The organism is Micromonospora sp. KLBMP9576 (assembly GCF_050941805.1).
In the GTDB taxonomy this organism is placed as follows: domain Bacteria; phylum Actinomycetota; class Actinomycetes; order Mycobacteriales; family Micromonosporaceae; genus Micromonospora.
The window spans coordinates 3,046,634-3,062,052 of the sequence record NZ_CP194567.1; the positions used below are offsets into that span (position 1 = coordinate 3,046,634).

Annotated in this window: 9 protein-coding genes; 3 read left to right on the top strand and 6 right to left on the bottom strand. The window is 72.0% G+C overall.

Features of this window, described 5'->3' with window-relative positions:
* Positions 1–16: 16 nt before the first annotated feature.
* The 3 genes from ACQ452_RS13625 to ACQ452_RS13635 form a co-directional block, all read right to left on the bottom strand.
* Positions 17–847, bottom strand: a complete 831-nt coding sequence (locus ACQ452_RS13625) for a carbohydrate ABC transporter permease (protein WP_433393689.1) — start codon at positions 845–847, stop codon at positions 17–19.
* Positions 844–1,671, bottom strand: a complete 828-nt coding sequence (locus ACQ452_RS13630; RefSeq protein WP_433393691.1) for a carbohydrate ABC transporter permease — start codon at positions 1,669–1,671, stop codon at positions 844–846. Before ACQ452_RS13630 ends, ACQ452_RS13625 begins: the two co-directional genes overlap by 4 nt.
* Before the next feature lie 397 nt (positions 1,672–2,068).
* On the bottom strand, positions 2,069–7,525 hold the full coding sequence (locus ACQ452_RS13635) for a carboxyl transferase domain-containing protein (protein WP_433393692.1): 5,457 nt from the start codon (positions 7,523–7,525) through the stop codon (positions 2,069–2,071).
* A 504-nt stretch (positions 7,526–8,029) separates the two neighbouring features.
* Between ACQ452_RS13635 and ACQ452_RS13640 the strand changes: the two genes are divergently transcribed.
* Positions 8,030–9,313, top strand: a complete 1,284-nt coding sequence (locus ACQ452_RS13640) for a multidrug effflux MFS transporter (protein WP_433393694.1) — start codon at positions 8,030–8,032, stop codon at positions 9,311–9,313.
* Positions 9,314–9,455: 142 nt separating this feature from the next.
* Positions 9,456–10,268, top strand: a complete 813-nt coding sequence (locus tag ACQ452_RS13645; protein WP_433393696.1) for a TIGR02452 family protein — start codon at positions 9,456–9,458, stop codon at positions 10,266–10,268.
* Between the two features lie 69 nt (positions 10,269–10,337).
* Here ACQ452_RS13645 and ACQ452_RS13650 read toward each other — a convergent pair whose 3' ends face one another.
* Positions 10,338–10,610 carry a hypothetical protein gene (locus ACQ452_RS13650; RefSeq protein WP_433393697.1) on the bottom strand — a complete coding sequence of 91 codons (273 nt, stop codon included), beginning with the start codon at positions 10,608–10,610 and terminating at the stop codon, positions 10,338–10,340.
* A 618-nt stretch (positions 10,611–11,228) separates the two neighbouring features.
* Between ACQ452_RS13650 and ACQ452_RS13655 the strand changes: the two genes are divergently transcribed.
* Complete coding sequence (locus ACQ452_RS13655; protein WP_433393699.1) at positions 11,229–12,605, top strand: FAD-dependent oxidoreductase; 1,377 nt, start codon at positions 11,229–11,231, stop codon at positions 12,603–12,605.
* A 92-nt stretch (positions 12,606–12,697) separates the two neighbouring features.
* Here the strand turns inward: ACQ452_RS13655 and ACQ452_RS13660 are convergent, their stop codons facing one another.
* Together ACQ452_RS13660 and ACQ452_RS13665 are read right to left on the bottom strand one after the other, a co-directional pair.
* The gene (locus ACQ452_RS13660; protein WP_433393701.1) at positions 12,698–14,218 is read right to left on the bottom strand and encodes an FG-GAP-like repeat-containing protein; all 1,521 of its coding nucleotides are present in this window, start codon (positions 14,216–14,218) and stop codon (positions 12,698–12,700) included.
* Positions 14,219–14,371: 153 nt separating this feature from the next.
* The gene (locus ACQ452_RS13665; protein ID WP_433393702.1) at positions 14,372–15,361 is read right to left on the bottom strand and encodes an alpha/beta hydrolase; all 990 of its coding nucleotides are present in this window, start codon (positions 15,359–15,361) and stop codon (positions 14,372–14,374) included.
* Positions 15,362–15,419: the final 58 nt, after the last annotated feature.

Genomic DNA, 15,419 nt, shown 5'->3' on the forward strand with positions numbered 1-15,419 from the left:
TCTCCTTCTCGACGGTTCAACGCAGCGCGCCGGCGGTCAGCCCGCGGACGATGTAGCGCTGACCGAAGATCACGACGGCCAGCGTGGGGATCAGGGAGAGCGCGACGCCGGCGAGCACCAGGCCCGGTTGGGCCGCCTCGGCGTCGTTGAGCTGGGAGATGCCGATCTGAAGCGTCTGGAACTCGGCGTCGCGGATCAGGATCAGCGGCCAGAAGTACTGGTTCCACGCCGAGAGGAAGACGTAGACCCCGACCGCCGCGATCGACGGCTTGGACAGGGGCACGATGACCTTCCACAGCAGCCGCCAGTGCCCGCATCCGTCGATCACCGCGGCGTCGCGCAGCTCGCTCGGGAACTGCATGAACGCCTGCCGCAGCAGGAACGTGCCGAACGCCGAGGCGAGGAAGGGCAGGACCAGGCCGAGGTACGTCAGCCCGCCCCGGGTCAGGCCCCAGTCGGAGATGGCCAGGTAGTTGGGGATGATGATGGCTTCCCACGGCACCATGAGGGTGGCGAGGAACAGGGCGAAGGTGGCCGCCTTCGCGGGCAGGCGAAGAAACGCGAAGGCGTACGCGGCGAAGATGCTGGTGACGACCTGCGCCACGGTGATGACCCCGGCCTGCACGGCGGAGTTCGCGTAGAAGCGGCCCAGCGGCACCGAGCTGAACACGTCGGTGATGTTCTGCCAGTGCAGCGAGCTCGGCACCAGCGCGGGCGGGTAGGTCGCCAGGTCACCGGGGCCCATCACGGCCCCGACGAAGCCGTAGTAGATCGGGAAGAGGACGGGGATCGCGGCCAGGCCGAGCACGACGTAGACGGCGATCTTCCCGAGGCGGAGCTTCTTCATCGGTAGTGGACCCGCCGTTCGAGGATGCCGAATTGGACAGCCGTGCAGCAGAGCATGATGACCAGCAGCACGACGGCCTGCGCGCTGGCCGCGCCGAAGTCGGAGGAACCGAAGGCGAACGCCTTCTCGTAGATCGAGTAGACAAGCGTGGTCGTGGCCTGGTCGGGCCCGCCCTTGGTCAGGATGTGGATCTGCCCGAAGCTCTGCAGGGCGTGGATGGTGGAGACCACGACGAGGAAGAACAGTTGCGGGGAGAGCAGCGGCATGGTGATCCGGGTCGCGAGCCGCCAGCCCGTCGCGCCGTCCAACCGGGCCGCCTCGACCACCTCGGGGGAGATGGCCGAGACTCCGGCGGAGAGCACGAGGATGTTGTATCCGAAGTTCATCCACACCGTCGCGGCGCAGACGGCGACCAGCGCGATCGACGGATCGGTCAACCAGTTGACCCGGTCGATCCCGAGGGACCCGAGCAGGCCGTTCGCCACCCCGATCGCCGGGTTGTAGATGACGGCGAAGATGACCGACGCGGTCGCCACCGAGAACGCGAACGGCAGCGCGAACGCGGTGCGCAGCACCCGTACCCCGCGGATGCGGGCCTCCAACAGCAGCACCACGAAGAGCGCGCCCAGCACGGCCGGCACCACCGAGAAGAGCGTGAACAGCGCCGTCGTGGCCAGCACCCCGCCGAACTCCGCGGAGAGCATGTCCCGGTAGTGCGCCGCGCCGACGTACTCGGACGCGGCCCCGAAGATGTCGTTGCCGTGCACGGAGAGGTAGAGGGTCCGCCCGAGCGGCCAGAACACGAACAGGGCGAAAACCGTCACGGACGGTAACAGCATCAGCCAGGCGAGGCCGTGCTCGCCGAAGCGCGCGCGTCGTGCCTGTCGGGTGGTCGGGAGCGTGGATTCGGAGGTCAGGGAGCGTTCGCCCGGTGGTGCGCTGACGGTGGAGGGGGGAGGCACGGCAGCACACTACCAACCTCATTCACAGATCGAAATGCTGTCACCCTGCGTCGACGCCACGGGTCCACGCCGGACGCGGACGAAACGAACGCGCCGCACCGGGCGGGGCGAACGGTGGTGGGCGGGCACGTGGATCGTGAAAGACAGCAACGCCCGCCCCGGCGCAGACGACTGACGTGTCTGCGCCGGGGCGGGCGCCGCAGCCGAGCGGGCCGGCCTGCCGCGCCACGGCGAACTCCTCGCCGTGGCGCGGTCACCGTCAGCCCAGGCGGGACCCGATGGCCTCGATGATGCGCGGGCGCAGCTCCGCCGCGCGGATCACGGCGTCGACGGAACCGACCTCGACCGCGCGGTGGATGTTGTGCACGCGGTCGAACTCCGTGGCCACCTCGCCGAGCTTCTCCGCCCGCACCGACGAGCGCAGCTCGTCGAGTTCCGCGGTCAACGCGGCGCGGTCGGTGCCGGTGGCGGCGGCGACCCGGCCCTCCAACTCCCGTACGCGCTCGTCGGCCGCCGTGCGGGCGTTGACGTCACCGGAGAACACCACGGCGGCGGCGGGGGCGCCGCCGAGCACCGAGGCGAACGAGCCCTCCAGCGCGAGCACGGTCATGTTCGGGTTCAGCGCCTTCGAGAACACCACGAACGCCCCGCCGTGGTAGCGCGAGATCACGCAGAAGACGATGGGCCCGCGGAAGTTCACGATCGCCCGACCGATCTCGGCGCCGTACTCCAGTTGCAGCTTGCGCATCGACTCCGGCGAGCCGTCGAAGCCCGACAGGTTCGCCAGCACCACCAGCGGCCGGTTGCCGCTGGCCGCGTTGATGGCCCGCGCGGCCTTCCGCGACGACTGCGGGAACAGCGTGCCCGCGGTGTAGGTGTCCGGGCCGTCGGTGGGCGGGAAACCGCGCCGCGGCACCGCCCGCGACTCGATGCCGACCAGGCACACCGGCATGCCACCGAGGTGTACGTCCTGCACGGCGACGGTCTCCGCGTCGGCCATGCCCGCCCACCGTTCCAGCACCGGGTGGTCCTGGTCGGAGAGCGCCCGCATCACCGTACGGATGTCGAACGGCTTCTTGCGGTCCGGGTTGGCCTCGGCGGAGAAGATCTCGCCGACGGTGGTGAAGTCGCTGCCCACCACGGTGTGCGGGAAGCCGGAGACGTCGCGGTCGACGGGGTCGGTCGTCTCGGCCCGCCGCGGCCCCGCCTCGCCGGGCGCGACGTACGTGTGCTCGTAGTGCGACATCAGCACGTCCCGCGCGGCCGTCAGGTCCGGCGCCCAGTACTGCGCCTGCCCGTTCGGGCCCATCACCCGGTCGTAGCCGCCGATGCCGAAGTTGTCCTCGGCCGACACCCCGCCGGAGAAGTCCAGCGACTGCTTGCCGGTGAGCACCATCGCCGAGTCCGGCGTCATCACCAGGATGCCCTTGGTGTGCATGAGCATCGTCGCCTCGGCGTTCCAGTACGGCTGCGCGCCCACGTTGATGCCCGCGACCACGATGTTGATCTCACCGCCGTCCTGGGTGAACTCGACGATCCGCTTGAGCGCCGCGGCCACCCAGTCCATGTTCTCCGTGCCCGAGGACATGGAGATCCGGGCGCCCGAGGAGAGCGCGTACCACTCCAGCGGGACCTGCATCCGCTCGGCCAGGTCCAGCGCGGCGATCACGCGTCGGCACTCCGGCTCCGACAACGCGCCGAGCGACTTCGTCGGGTCGCCGAGCAGCACCACCCGGGTGACGCCCTGCGGGTGCCGTGGGGTGGGCGTGCTGACCACGCCGACGACGAGCGCCGCGCTGTTGCGGCCCTTGGGCCGCTCGACCGGCACCAGCGCGTGCCCGCCGTCGAGGTCGTGCTCGACGAACCTGCCGAGCAACCCGGTCAGCTCGTACGGGTACACCGCGTTGCGGCTGCTCGCCCGCAGCACCTTCTGCCGGTAGTCGTCGAGCGGCTCGACCGGCTCGTCCGACGGCTCGCCGATGCTCAGCTCCGCGCCGCCGGTGGCGTGCAACGTGATGCGCACCTCGGTCTTGGCCAGCTCGCCGGTCCTGCGGTCGCGCTGCCGGCCGATGAAGAGGATCTCCTCCAGGCCGGCGCCCGCGGTCATCGGGAGCACGCGCGCGGCGAGCATCTCCAACTCGGCGCGGGTGATGTCGCTCGGCGGCCAGACGTAGAGCACGATCCGGTTGGTGCTGAAGCGGTTCTTCGACGGCCGCCGCGCCTGCGCGCGCCGGATCGAGTCGAGGCAGGTGGCGATGGTGTCCTCGGCCGTCGGCAGCGCCACCAGCCTGCCGTCGTGTTCCCGCAGGGCGGTCAGGTCGCGTACCTGGGCGAAAGCGACGAGCCGGTCGTCCGACGGGTTCTCCCGCGCCACGCACTGGAAGAGGTAGACCTCCTCGTCCGACGACGGCAGCCGGGTCAGGTCGAACTTGCTGAGCCGCTCCAACTGCATCCGCTGCGCGATGTACGGGTGCAGGCCACGGATCAGCCGCTCCTCGGTCATCCCGATGCTCGACGGGCGGAACGTGAAGTGGTGGTGCATCACCCCGCCACCGCGACCGGCGACGGTGGTGGTGAGCCGCCGCACCTGCTTCGGCAGCGGGTACGCGCCGACGACCTCGCGCAGCGCCGCCGCCATCGCGTCGAAGTCCGCCGGCTGCCGCTCCCAGGACAGGTAGATGTCCACGTCGATGGCGTCGTGGTCGGCCGCGAGCTCCGTGAGCCCGCGCAGCGCGTCGCCCAGCGCGTCGAAGCCCACCGCGCAGGAGACCACGCACGAGTCCGCGCGTTCGGCGACCACGAAGGTGCAGCCCCGGGCCTCGCTGGTGCGCACGCCGGTCAGGCCCTTGTTGCCGTAGTACCGCCGGGTCAGCACCTCCAGCATGGCCGCGTTGTCCAGGTCGGCCCGCACGAGGCGCTGGCCGAGCAGCCGCACCAACGGCTCCGTGCAGCGCACCATCTCAGCGATGCGCTGGGGGCGGTCCGGCGCGTCCGGGTGCGCGTCCAGGTGGCGCAGGTGCCGGCGCACGTCGGCGTAGACGCGGGCGCGGTTGCGACGCAGCAGGGGCTGGGCGAACCAGGCGAACACGACGCCGCGCGCCAGGTCGCTGACCACCGGGAAGCGGACCTGCGTGGCCGCCACCAGGCGCTCCAGCGCGAGACCGGCGGGCTCGCGCAGCGCCTCGTCCGGCGGCGGCTCCCGCAGCCAGCCACGCAGCAGCGTGGCGATCATCGTGGCGTCGGTGGACGCGCGTTGCTGCGCGAGGAAGATCCGGAACACGGCGGCTTCGAGCTCGGGGCAGCGCTCCAGGTCGCCGACGCCGTAGTGACCGAGGGCCTTGGCGAGCTTGGCCTGGAACGTCGCCGGCAGGCCGGCCCGCTCCACGTCGAGACACTGCAGGTAGGTGTGGAAGTATTCGCGGGCGCTGGGCTGGTGGCCGCTGCCGTCCTCGCCCGTCGGCCGGTTGCGGCTCAGCTCGGCGAGGTCGGCGAAGACGTCGACGAGTTCGAGCTCCTCGGCCAGCGGCCGGTGGCCGTCCTCGGTGGCCGCCCGGCGCGCGCCGAGGTAGTCGTCGAGCAGTCGGCGTTCGTCGTGCGGGTCGACGTCGAAGCCCAGCAGCAGGCTGCGCAGGTCCTCCTGGCCGCGGGTGGCGCGCTCGCGCGCCGGGATCTCACCGGGCGGGGCGGGCAGGTCCAGCTCGACCGGCTCGGTGCCGGGGGCGTCGTCGGCCTCGGTGCCGTCGGCGAGCGGCTCCAGCCGCAGCAGCGGCGCACCCGTCTCCACCTGGCTGCCCACGGAGACGACGCATTCCTTCAGCCGCGCCCGGAACGGCGCCCGCAGCACCGTCTCCATCTTCATGCTCTCCAGCACCAGCACCGGGGCGCCCGCCTCGACCTCGGCGCCGATCTTCAGCGGCGTGGCGACGACCAGCGCGGGCATGGGCGAACGCAGCACGCCGCCCTCGTCGCGGCTGACCCGGTGCGCCACGCCGTCGACCTCGACCAGGTGGATCGGGCCGTGCGTGCCGATGAGCAGGCGGTACCGGGTGCCGTTGACGACGACCTGCCCGGTGTGCCGGTCGAAGCGGTCCAGCTCGACGTCGGCGGTGCGGACGGTGCCGCCCGCCTCGATGCCGACGCGGAACCGGTGGGCGCCGACGCGCGCGACGCGTACCCGGTAGTCGACGCCCCGCAGCTTGAGGTCCAGCGGCCGGCCGCTGTCGTGCTGCACCTGCGGGCGCCCCCCGAACGCCGTCGACAGCAGCCGCTGCCGCTCGACGCGTTCCTCCTCCTCGTACGCCTCGATGGCGGCGGCGGCCAGCGCGACGGCGGAGTGCCGGTGCGTCACGAGCCTGCCCTCGCCCCGGACGCGGTCGATCCAGCCGGTGTCGGCGCTGGCGTCGATCACCTCGGGCTGGTCGAGCAGGTCGAGCACGAAGCTCTTGTTCGTCGCGCCACCCTCGATGATCACGGTGGTCTGCGCCATCGCCCGGCGCAGCCTGCCGAGCGCCTCGTCGCGGTCGCGGCCGTACGCGATGATCTTCGCGATCATCGAGTCGAAGTCGGCGGGGATGGTGTCTCCCTCGCTGACGCCGGTGTCGACGCGGATGCCGGGCCCGGCGGGCAGGTCGAGCCGCGCGATGCGCCCGGGGGAGGGCGCGAAGTCGCGGTCGGGGTCCTCGGCGTTGAGCCGGGCCTCGATGGCGTGCCCGCGCTCCACCGGCGGCTCGCCTTCGAGGCGCCGGCCAGCGGCCACGTGCAGTTGCGCCTTGACCAGGTCGAAGCCGGTGGTGGACTCGGTGATCGGGTGCTCGACCTGCAGGCGGGTGTTGACCTCGAGGAACGCGAAGGCCCGGTCGCCGGGGTGGTAGAGGAACTCGACGGTCGCCGCGCCGCAGTAACCGACCGCCAGGGCCAGGCGTTCGGCCGACGCCTTGAGCTCGGCCGTCTGCGCGGGGGAGAGCACCGGCGACGCGGACTCCTCGATGACCTTCTGGTTGCGCCGCTGCACGGAGCAGTCGCGCACCCCGAGCGCCCACGCGGTGCCCTGGCCGTCGGCGATCACCTGGACCTCGACGTGCCGGGCGCCGGTGACCAGGCGCTCCAGGAACACGACGCCGCTGCCGAACGCCCGCGCGGCCTCCTGGCTGGTGCGCTCGTAGGCGTCGGCCAGCTCGGTCTCGTTGGTGACGACGCGGATGCCGCGCCCGCCGCCGCCCGCGGTCGCCTTCAGCATCAGCGGGTAGCCGATCCCGGCCGCCGCGGCGAGGGCGGCGTCCAGGGTCTCGACCGCGCCGCGACTCCACGGTGCGACCGGCACGCCGACCTCCTCGGCGATCAGCTTCGCGCCGATCTTGTCGCCGAGCTTGCGCATGGCCTCCGCGCTCGGTCCGACGAAGGTGACCCCGAGCTTCTCGCACAGCTCCGCGAACGCCGGGTCCTCCGCGACGAAGCCCCAGCCGACCCATGCGGCGTCGGCGCCGGTCTCCACCAGCGCGCGCTCCAGCGCCTTCAGGTCGAGGTACGGGCGCGCGGCGGCGGGACCGAGATCGTAGGAGAGGTCCGCCTCGCGCACGAAGGTCGCCGCGCGGTCGACATCGGTGTGCAGGGCGACGGTTTCGATCCGTGTTCCGGTCTCCGCGGCAATGTCTCGTACGGCGTGGATGAGCCGCATGGCGGCTTCACCACGGTTGACGATGGCGACACGATTGAACACCGGTAAGAGCCCTCCTGTAGACCAATGATGCGCGCGCCGTGACGAGCCGGCACCTCCGGAAGTGTCCACCCTGCTGTCCACGGACCAGAAGCTTAGGGGTTGCAGTCCCCTCGGGTACACCCGCGATCAAGGCCGTGAGCTGGGAAGGGGAGGCGCGCGTCCCAACTTCGCGACGCGCGCCTCCCGCGTGTTGGGACACCGGCGCTTCCCGTCGCCGGACCGGTGCGACCGGCGCCCGCCCGTCGCGGTGCCGCGCGACCGCCACGGCCCACGTCGCGGCCTGCCCCGGCCGGGATGAGACCATGGTGGCGGCGCGGGGCCCGGCCGTGGCCCGCGAGGGCTCGGCCGCAGGGCAGCGACCGGAGGCGCCCCGCCGCCGCTCGCCGGGGAGCCTCTCGTCCCGCCGCCGACCGGGCATCAGCCACCGAATCCGGATTTGGAGCCACCTGTGACTCCCGTACCCCCGCCCACCCGGGCGCGCGTCGACCCGTCGGCCCCGACCCGATGACGGCCACCACGACCGCCCCCGGGGCGTCGGCGCCCCGACCGATGCCGGGCGACCTGATGGGTCCCCGGCAGCGCCTACGGCTCGTGCTCGTCCTCGGGTCGCTGATCGCGGTGGGTCCGCTGACCATCGACATGTACCTGCCCGCGCTGCCCGCGATCGTCGCCGACTTCCAGACCACGTCGGCGGCGGTGCAGCTGACCCTCACCGGCATGCTGGCGGGCCTCGCCATCGGCCAGTTGCTGATCGGCCCGCTGTCCGACGCCGTCGGCCGGCGCACGCCACTGATCGCCGGCATCGCGCTGCACGTCGTGGCGTCGCTGCTCTGCGCCGTGGCACCGAGCATCGCGGTCCTCGGCGCGCTGCGGGTGGTGCAGGGCCTCGGCGTCGCCGCGGCCTCGGTGGTCGCGATGGCCGTGGTCCGCGACCTGTTCGACGGCGCGGCCTTCGCGAAGCTGCTCTCCCGGCTGCTGCTGGTCATGGGGGCGGCGCCGATCCTCGCACCGACCCTCGGCGGAGGGCTGCTGCGCTGGACGAACTGGCGCGGCGTGTTCGTGGCGCTGGCCGCCTTCGGGGTGCTGCTCGTCGTGGTCGCCGCGCTGGGTCTGCGCGAGACCCTGCCGGCTGAGCGGCGCCGGCGCGGCGGGGTGCTCGCGACGGTGACCGTCTACGGCTCACTGCTGCGCGACCGCACGTTCGTCGGCCTGATCCTGGTCGCCGGGCTGGCCATGGCGGCGCTGTTCGCGTACGTGGCCGGGTCGTCGTTCGTCCTGCAGGACCAGTACGGCCTCGACGAGCAGCAGTTCGGGCTGGCCTTCGGCGCGGGCGCCGTCGGGCTGATCGCGGCGACCCAGTTCAACGTACGGCTGCTGCGTCGCCACTCGCCGCAGCGGATCCTCGTCGTCGCCCTCGCCGCGGGCAGCGTGGCCGGCGCGGCGCTGTTCGCCTTCGCGGTGACCGGGTTCGGCGGGCTGCCGAGCCTGTTGGTGTCGTTGTGGGTGGTGCTCGCGGCGGCGGGCCTCGCGATGCCGAACGCGCCGGCCCTGGCGTTGTCCCGGCACGGCGAGGCGGCCGGTACGGCCTCGGCACTGCTCGGCGCCGTGCAGTTCGGCGTCGGTGCGCTGGCCGCGCCCCTGGTGGGTGTGCTGGGCACCGGGGCGGTCGCCATGGCCGCCGTCGTCGCGGGCGGCATGGTGGCGGCGCTGGCGGTGCTGCTCGTCGTGGTGCGCCCGGCCCGGCTGGCCGACCTCGAGCCGGACGCGACGTTCGTGGCGGTGCACTGAGCGCACGCGCGGCCCGCCAGCGGCCGGAGCACCACCGACGCGCCGGCGCGACCGGGCCGGAAACGGGTGGCGGCGGAACCGGTCGGCGCCCTAGCCTGCCGGCTGTGAGTATCTCCCATGGGCGAGCGCGCCGGGCGTGCCGGTGAGCGGCCGGCTTCGTGAGATCGCCCGCGAGACGGTGGCGATCGCCGAGTCCGGCCGTTACCGCAACGGCGCGGGCGACGAGGTCGTCATCGATGCGCAGGTGCGGGCCGCGGTGGCCGGCACCCGGCACCACCTCCCGGGCGGGATCCTCCCGGCCGGCGACCCGCCGGTCGGAGCCGGTGACGTCGAGGTGACGCGCGAGTCGACGACGCAGGCGGCCCGCCGGCTCGGGCCGGATGCCGCGTGTCTGGTGTTCGCCTCGGCCAAGAACCCCGGTGGCGGGTTCCTCGGCGGGGCGAAGGCGCAGGAGGAGAGCATCGCGCGGTCGTCCGCGCTGTATCCGTGCCTGCGCGCCGCGCCCGACTTCTACGCCTTCCACCGGGGCCAGCGCGACCTTCGATACAGCGACCGGGTCGTCTACTCCCCGCACGTGCCGGTGTTCCGCGACGACAGGGGCGCGCTGCTCGACCTGCCGTACACGACGTCTTTCCTGACCGCCGCGGCGCCGAACCTCGGCGCGATCGTCCGTAACCAGCCCGGGCACGTCGCCGACGTGCCGGCGGTGCTGCGCGGGCGTGCGCGGCGGGTGCTCGAGGTGGCCGCCGCGCACGGGCACCGGACGATCGTGTTGGGCGCGTGGGGGTGCGGGGTGTTCCGCAACGATCCCGCCACGGTGGCGGGCGCCTTCGCCGACGCGCTGGCGGAGGTCGACCGGTTCGACCGGGTGGTGTTCGCCATCCGCGACAACCTGCCGGACACCCCCGTGTACGGCGCGTTCGTGCAGCGGCTCGGCAGCCGCGCTGCCGGGTGACGGCGGACGCGGCCGAGCGGTGCGGCCCGCCGTCACGATGAGCCGCGGGCCCGGCCGCGCCGCCGACGGTCAGCGCGGCTGCTCCGCGAGGCCCCGGATGCCCTGCAACGTGGTGGTCATGGCGTCGTGCAGGGCGGTCAGCCGGCGCTCGATGATCTGCTCCTCGTGTTCGGGAGCCTGGTCGATGACCATGCTGAGCCCGGTGCGGGTGGGGCCGATCCGCACGGAGTGCGGCAGCCGGCAGCCGTCGTCCTCGGCGTCGACGCGGAACTGCCACCTGGCGCCCGGCCGCCCGGGGTCGGCGGGGCCGCCGCCGAAGCGGTTGTCCGGGTTGGTCACCACCCAGCCGAAGACCGTGGCTCGTCGAACCGCACCACGTGCGAGATGGTGCGCCACTCGCCCGGCGCGGGATGTCGGTCGTGCCCCTCGAACCGGGCTCCGAGGGCGCCCCCCCTCGGCGCCGTCCAGCCAGCGCACCCGGCACAGCTCCGAGCTGAATCGCGCGGGCAACTCGATGTCCGTGACCAGTCTCCACACCTGGGCGGGATCGGCCGCCAGGGGGAGGTCGCACTCGGCCGCCGGGCCGTGGACGTAACGCACGGCACCCTCCTTCGTGTCCCCGAGCCTCAGCTCATCGCATCGCATCGCGCCACCACGAAGAGGAATATCAAGCTGGCTGTCCGTGATGGTGGCGGCCGAAGCGGGTATGCCGCCGCACGGAAACCCGGATCGTCGTGGTCGGTGCGGGATTCCCCGGGCTGGCCCGCCGCGCTCGCGCTGACGCGGGCCGGCGTACGGACGCGGGGCCTCGCGGTCAACGTCATCGAATGCTGATCGACGATTCCGGAAGGCCGCGTTGCGTCCGGTGCCTGTGCGACGATCGTCGGGCGTCGCGTCGATCGATCGCCGGTCTGCCCACGCGCAGTCTCTAACCTGGACCTCGTCCCCTTGGAGAGCATGATGTCCTCGTCTCCGGCCCGGGTCTTCGCGGCGCTGAACGCGGTGCGGCCACCCGAGCAGGCGTCCCCGGTCGTCGGCAGGGCCGTCGTGGTCGGCGGCAGCGTCGCCGGGTTGCTGGCGGCCCGGGTGCTGTCCGACTACGCGGAGAGCGTCGTCATCGTCGACCGCGACGATCCCCAGCTCACCGGCGGGCGGCCGGGCGTGCCACAGGGAACGCAACTGCACGCGCTGCTGCCCGGCGGCCTCTGCCAGCTCGAGCACCTCTTCCCGGGCTTTCGCGAACAGGCCCTGGCCCGGGGGGCGATCGCGGCCCCGCCGGCAGCCCGGCGGACCTACCTCGACGGTCGCCGCAAGGTCGTCGTACCCGACGAGTCCGACAGCCTCGCCGGGACCCGGCCCTTCCTGGAGGGGTTGATCCGCGAGCGCGTCCTGCGGCTGCCCAACGTCAAGACGGTCACCGCCCGCGCCACGGGCCTCGTGGTCGACGGGGCCGTGACCACCGGGGTCCGCTGCGACGGCGACGGGACCTCCGGCGTCGAGCCGGGCGATCTGGTGGTCGACGCCATGGGACGCTCGAGCAGGCTCTCCGAGTGGTTGGCACACGCCGGCTGGGACCGGCCCACCACCCGCCGGATGACCGTCGACCTCAACTACGCGACGGCACTGTTCCGCCGCCGTGAGGCGGACCCGGACGCCACGGTCGTCATGGCCCTGCACACCGCGGCGGCGTCGTCTGACGTGGCCGGCGCCGCGTTCTTCGCCGTGGAGGACGGCCGCTGGATGGCGATGATGGCCGGCTACGGCGACAACCGCCCGGGGCGCAGCGCGGACGATTTCGTCCGCCGGCTGCGCGAACAGTTCCCACCGGAGTTCGGTGCCCTCGCCGGCAACGAGATGCTGGGAGACGTCCGGACCTACCGCCACGCCGACAGCCGGCGGCGGGACTTCCACCGCCTGCGGCGCTTCCCGGCCGGGCTCGTCAGCGTCGGCGACGCGGTCGCGTCGTTCAACCCGGTCTACGGGCAGGGCATGACGGCGGCGGCACTGCACGCGGCGTGCCTGTCGACGTACCTGCGGTCGAAGCCGGCACCGGGCGTGCCCGCACACCGCTTCTTCGCCCTGCAGAAGGTCGTGGTCGACGTCGCGTGGTCGATGTCGACCTCCGCCGACCTGGCGTTGCCGCACGTCGACGGGCCGTACCCGCGCGGCTACCGGCTCTCCCGCTGGGCCAGTGGGCAGATCGTCTCGGCGACCATCACGGACGTGCCGACGGCCCGGCGCTTCAACGAGGTCGTCTCCATGCGCGCCCACCCGAGCTCGCTGGCCACCCCCCGCGTGGTCCTCGGCGCGCTGCGCGCCAACCTGCGCGCGCGCTGACCGCCGCCGGCGGCCCGTAACCCCCACACGAGGTGGCGCGCTTGACGCACCTCTGCGGTTCACGGGCCGCCGGCGGTTGCGGCGCTGCCCTTTCAGAGGGTGGTTTCGCCGTTGAGGCCGAAGTAGTCGTGCCATTTGGTGCTGGGGCTGAAGGTGGTGCCGGTGGAGAGTGAGACGTAGACGTCGTTGGTGTTGCCCTTGGTGAAGACGATGATGTCGTCTTTGCCGTCGCCGTTGGCGTCGGCGAGGTAGGGGAACTCGCCGTCGAGGCAGAAGAAGTCGTTCCACTTGACGGTGGTGCCGTCGAATGATGAGCCGGTGGAGACGGCGGCGTAGACGTCGGCGTTGGTGTTGCAGGTGAAGGTGACGATGTCGTCTTTGCCGTCGCCGTTGATGTCGCCGACGCGGGGTTGTTCGTTGCCGACGGCGAAGAGGTCGTGCCATTTCTGTGGTGGGCCGAAGGAGGTGCCGTTGGAGAGGGCGACGATGACGTCGGAGGCGGTGTCGGGGCCTTGGGTGAAGGTGATGATGTCGTCTTTGCCGTCGCCGTTGACGTCGCCGAGGGCGGGGTATTCGCCGGTGATGGAGAAGTAGTCGTGCCATTTGATGGCGGTGCCGTCGAAGGAGGTGCCGTTGGAGAGCGCCACGTAGACGTCGGCGTTGTTGTCGTGGGTGAAGGTGATGATGTCGTCCTTGCCGTCGCCGTTGACGTCGCCGACGGCGGCGACTTCGGCGTGGGGGGAGAACCAGTCGTGCCATTTGGTGCTGGGATTGAAGCCGGTGCCGGTGGAGGTGGAGACGTAGACGTCGGCGAGGGTGCCGTGGGTGAAGGCGACGATGTCGTCGCGGTTGTCGCCGTTGAAGTCTCCGGTGAGCAGTGTTTCGTTGTTGAGGCCGAAGAATTCGTTCCACTTGATGGAGGTGCCGGCGAAGGAGTTGCCGGTGGAGGTGGAGACGTAGACGTCGTTGAGGTTGCCCTTGTTGAAGGTGACGATGTCGTCCTTGCCGTCGCCGGTGAAGTCCGTCGGCGACCCTGCCAGATACCGACCACCCGAGCCGCCACCGCCGCCGCAGTTGTCGCTGACCAGGTACCGCTGGTTGTACTGGCCGGGATACGGCGCCAGCGACATGCCGTTGATCACGATCGGCTGCCCGACGCCGTTGTAGAGCTGCTCGTAGTGGATGTGCGCCCCGAACGAGTTGCCGGTGTTGCCCGTCGTGCCGATCTGCTGGCCCTGCTGCACGTACGCGCCGTCGGGCACCGAGTAGGCGTTGAGGTGGAAGTAGTAGGTGGTCCAGCCGCCACCGTGGTCGATGACGATGTAGTTGCCGGCGCCGCTGGGCTGCGAGTGCCGGCGGGCGACACCGGCGGCGGAGGCGACCTGCGGCGTGCCGGCGGTGCCTCCGTCGGAGCGCACGAAGTCCAGCGCCTGGCGGACCTCGGAGCTGTGGTGGCTGTAGGTCCACCGCTGACCGCACGGGAACGGGGCCTTGAAGTTCGGTGCGGCGAGCGCGGGCGACTGTGACACCACCACGCCGGTGAGGACGCCGAGGGTCAGGGTGAGCAGGGCGACCAGGGTGCGACGCAGCCTGGTCCTGGGGTGCCGTGACATGAGCGACTCCCGTCGGGGAAGACTCGAATGGCGGGGGAGAGTGAGGAGCCGTCACCGTGCGGGACGGTCGGCGGGGAGAAGACGGTGCGCACCGCCGACGACGCCCGCCGGGCCGAGACCGATGTCTGCGGTGGCGGCGCGTCGTCGACGAGGTCAGCCGGCGCGGCGCAGGCGCGCCATCATCCCGTCCAGGTCGTCGATGAAGTGGTCCGCCCGGAATTCGTGGCCGCCCGGGGCCTCACGAGCGTCGTGCGGGATGCCGGCCTGGGTCAGGGCCGCCCGGAACTCCCGCTGTCCGGCGAGGACCTCCCGCTCGCTTACCCACTTGATGCCGCCGTTGACCAGCTCGGGGGAGGTGCCGGCGACCATGAAGATCCGCTTGTCGCGGTAGCGCTCGATGTTCTCCATGGGGTTGTCGGCGGAGACCCGCGCCTCGTTCCAGAACGGGGCGCCGTAGACGGTGCCGCCGCCGAGGTCCAGGGCGGCCGAGGTGACGTTGGCCCAGTGCACCACCATGCCGTTGTCGCGGCGCAGGCTGGCCGGGCCGGAGTGGGCGCTCACCGAGCAGAAGTGCCCGAAGTACTTGTGGGTGTACTTCAGGGCGCCGAACCCGCCCATGGAGAAGCCGGCGACGGCGCGACCGTCGTACTCGGGGAAGGTGCGGAAGTTCGCGTCGACCCACGGCAGCAACTGCATCATGTGGAAGGTTTCCCAGTTACGGGGCCCGGCGAAGCTGCTGACGGGGTTCGAGTACCAGCCGGTGGAGGCATCGGGCATGACGACGATGATTTCCCTGTTGCCGACCAGATTGCCGATCTGGTCGAACTGCCGGAAGTCGGCACCCCCACCGTGCAGCATGTACAGCACCGGGTAGCGCTTGCCGCTGGTGTGGTAACCCTCGGGCAGCAGGATGTTGACCGCCGGGTCCCACTCGATCTCGTTGGTCTCGAACCGCCAGTACTGCAACCGACCGGTGTTGGTGTTCGGGTGGACGATGCGCAGGCCGAAACCATCGCGGGCGGCGGAGGCGGGCAGCGGCGCGGCGACGGCACCGGCGAACGCGCCAGCGGCGGCGACGCCGGCGGCACCGGTCAGCAGCCGCCGTCGGCTGACGGCCCGGCCGGTGACAGGGGTGTGATCCATGCTTTCTCCTTTTAGGTGGGTCCGCGCCCGAGCCGATGAACTGTGGTGCGGGGCGCGC

Excerpts from the sequence above, each read along its gene's own strand:
- ACQ452_RS13625 (WP_433393689.1), bottom strand. The coding sequence starts at position 847 with ATGAAGAAGCTCCGCCTCGGGAAGATCGCCGTCTACGTCGTGCTCGGC.
- ACQ452_RS13655 (WP_433393699.1), top strand. The coding sequence starts at position 11,229 with ATGTCCTCGTCTCCGGCCCGGGTCTTCGCGGCGCTGAACGCGGTGCGG.
- ACQ452_RS13660 (WP_433393701.1), bottom strand. The coding sequence starts at position 14,218 with ATGTCACGGCACCCCAGGACCAGGCTGCGTCGCACCCTGGTCGCCCTG.
- ACQ452_RS13640 (WP_433393694.1), top strand. The coding sequence starts at position 8,030 with ATGACGGCCACCACGACCGCCCCCGGGGCGTCGGCGCCCCGACCGATG.
- ACQ452_RS13665 (WP_433393702.1), bottom strand. The coding sequence starts at position 15,361 with ATGGATCACACCCCTGTCACCGGCCGGGCCGTCAGCCGACGGCGGCTG.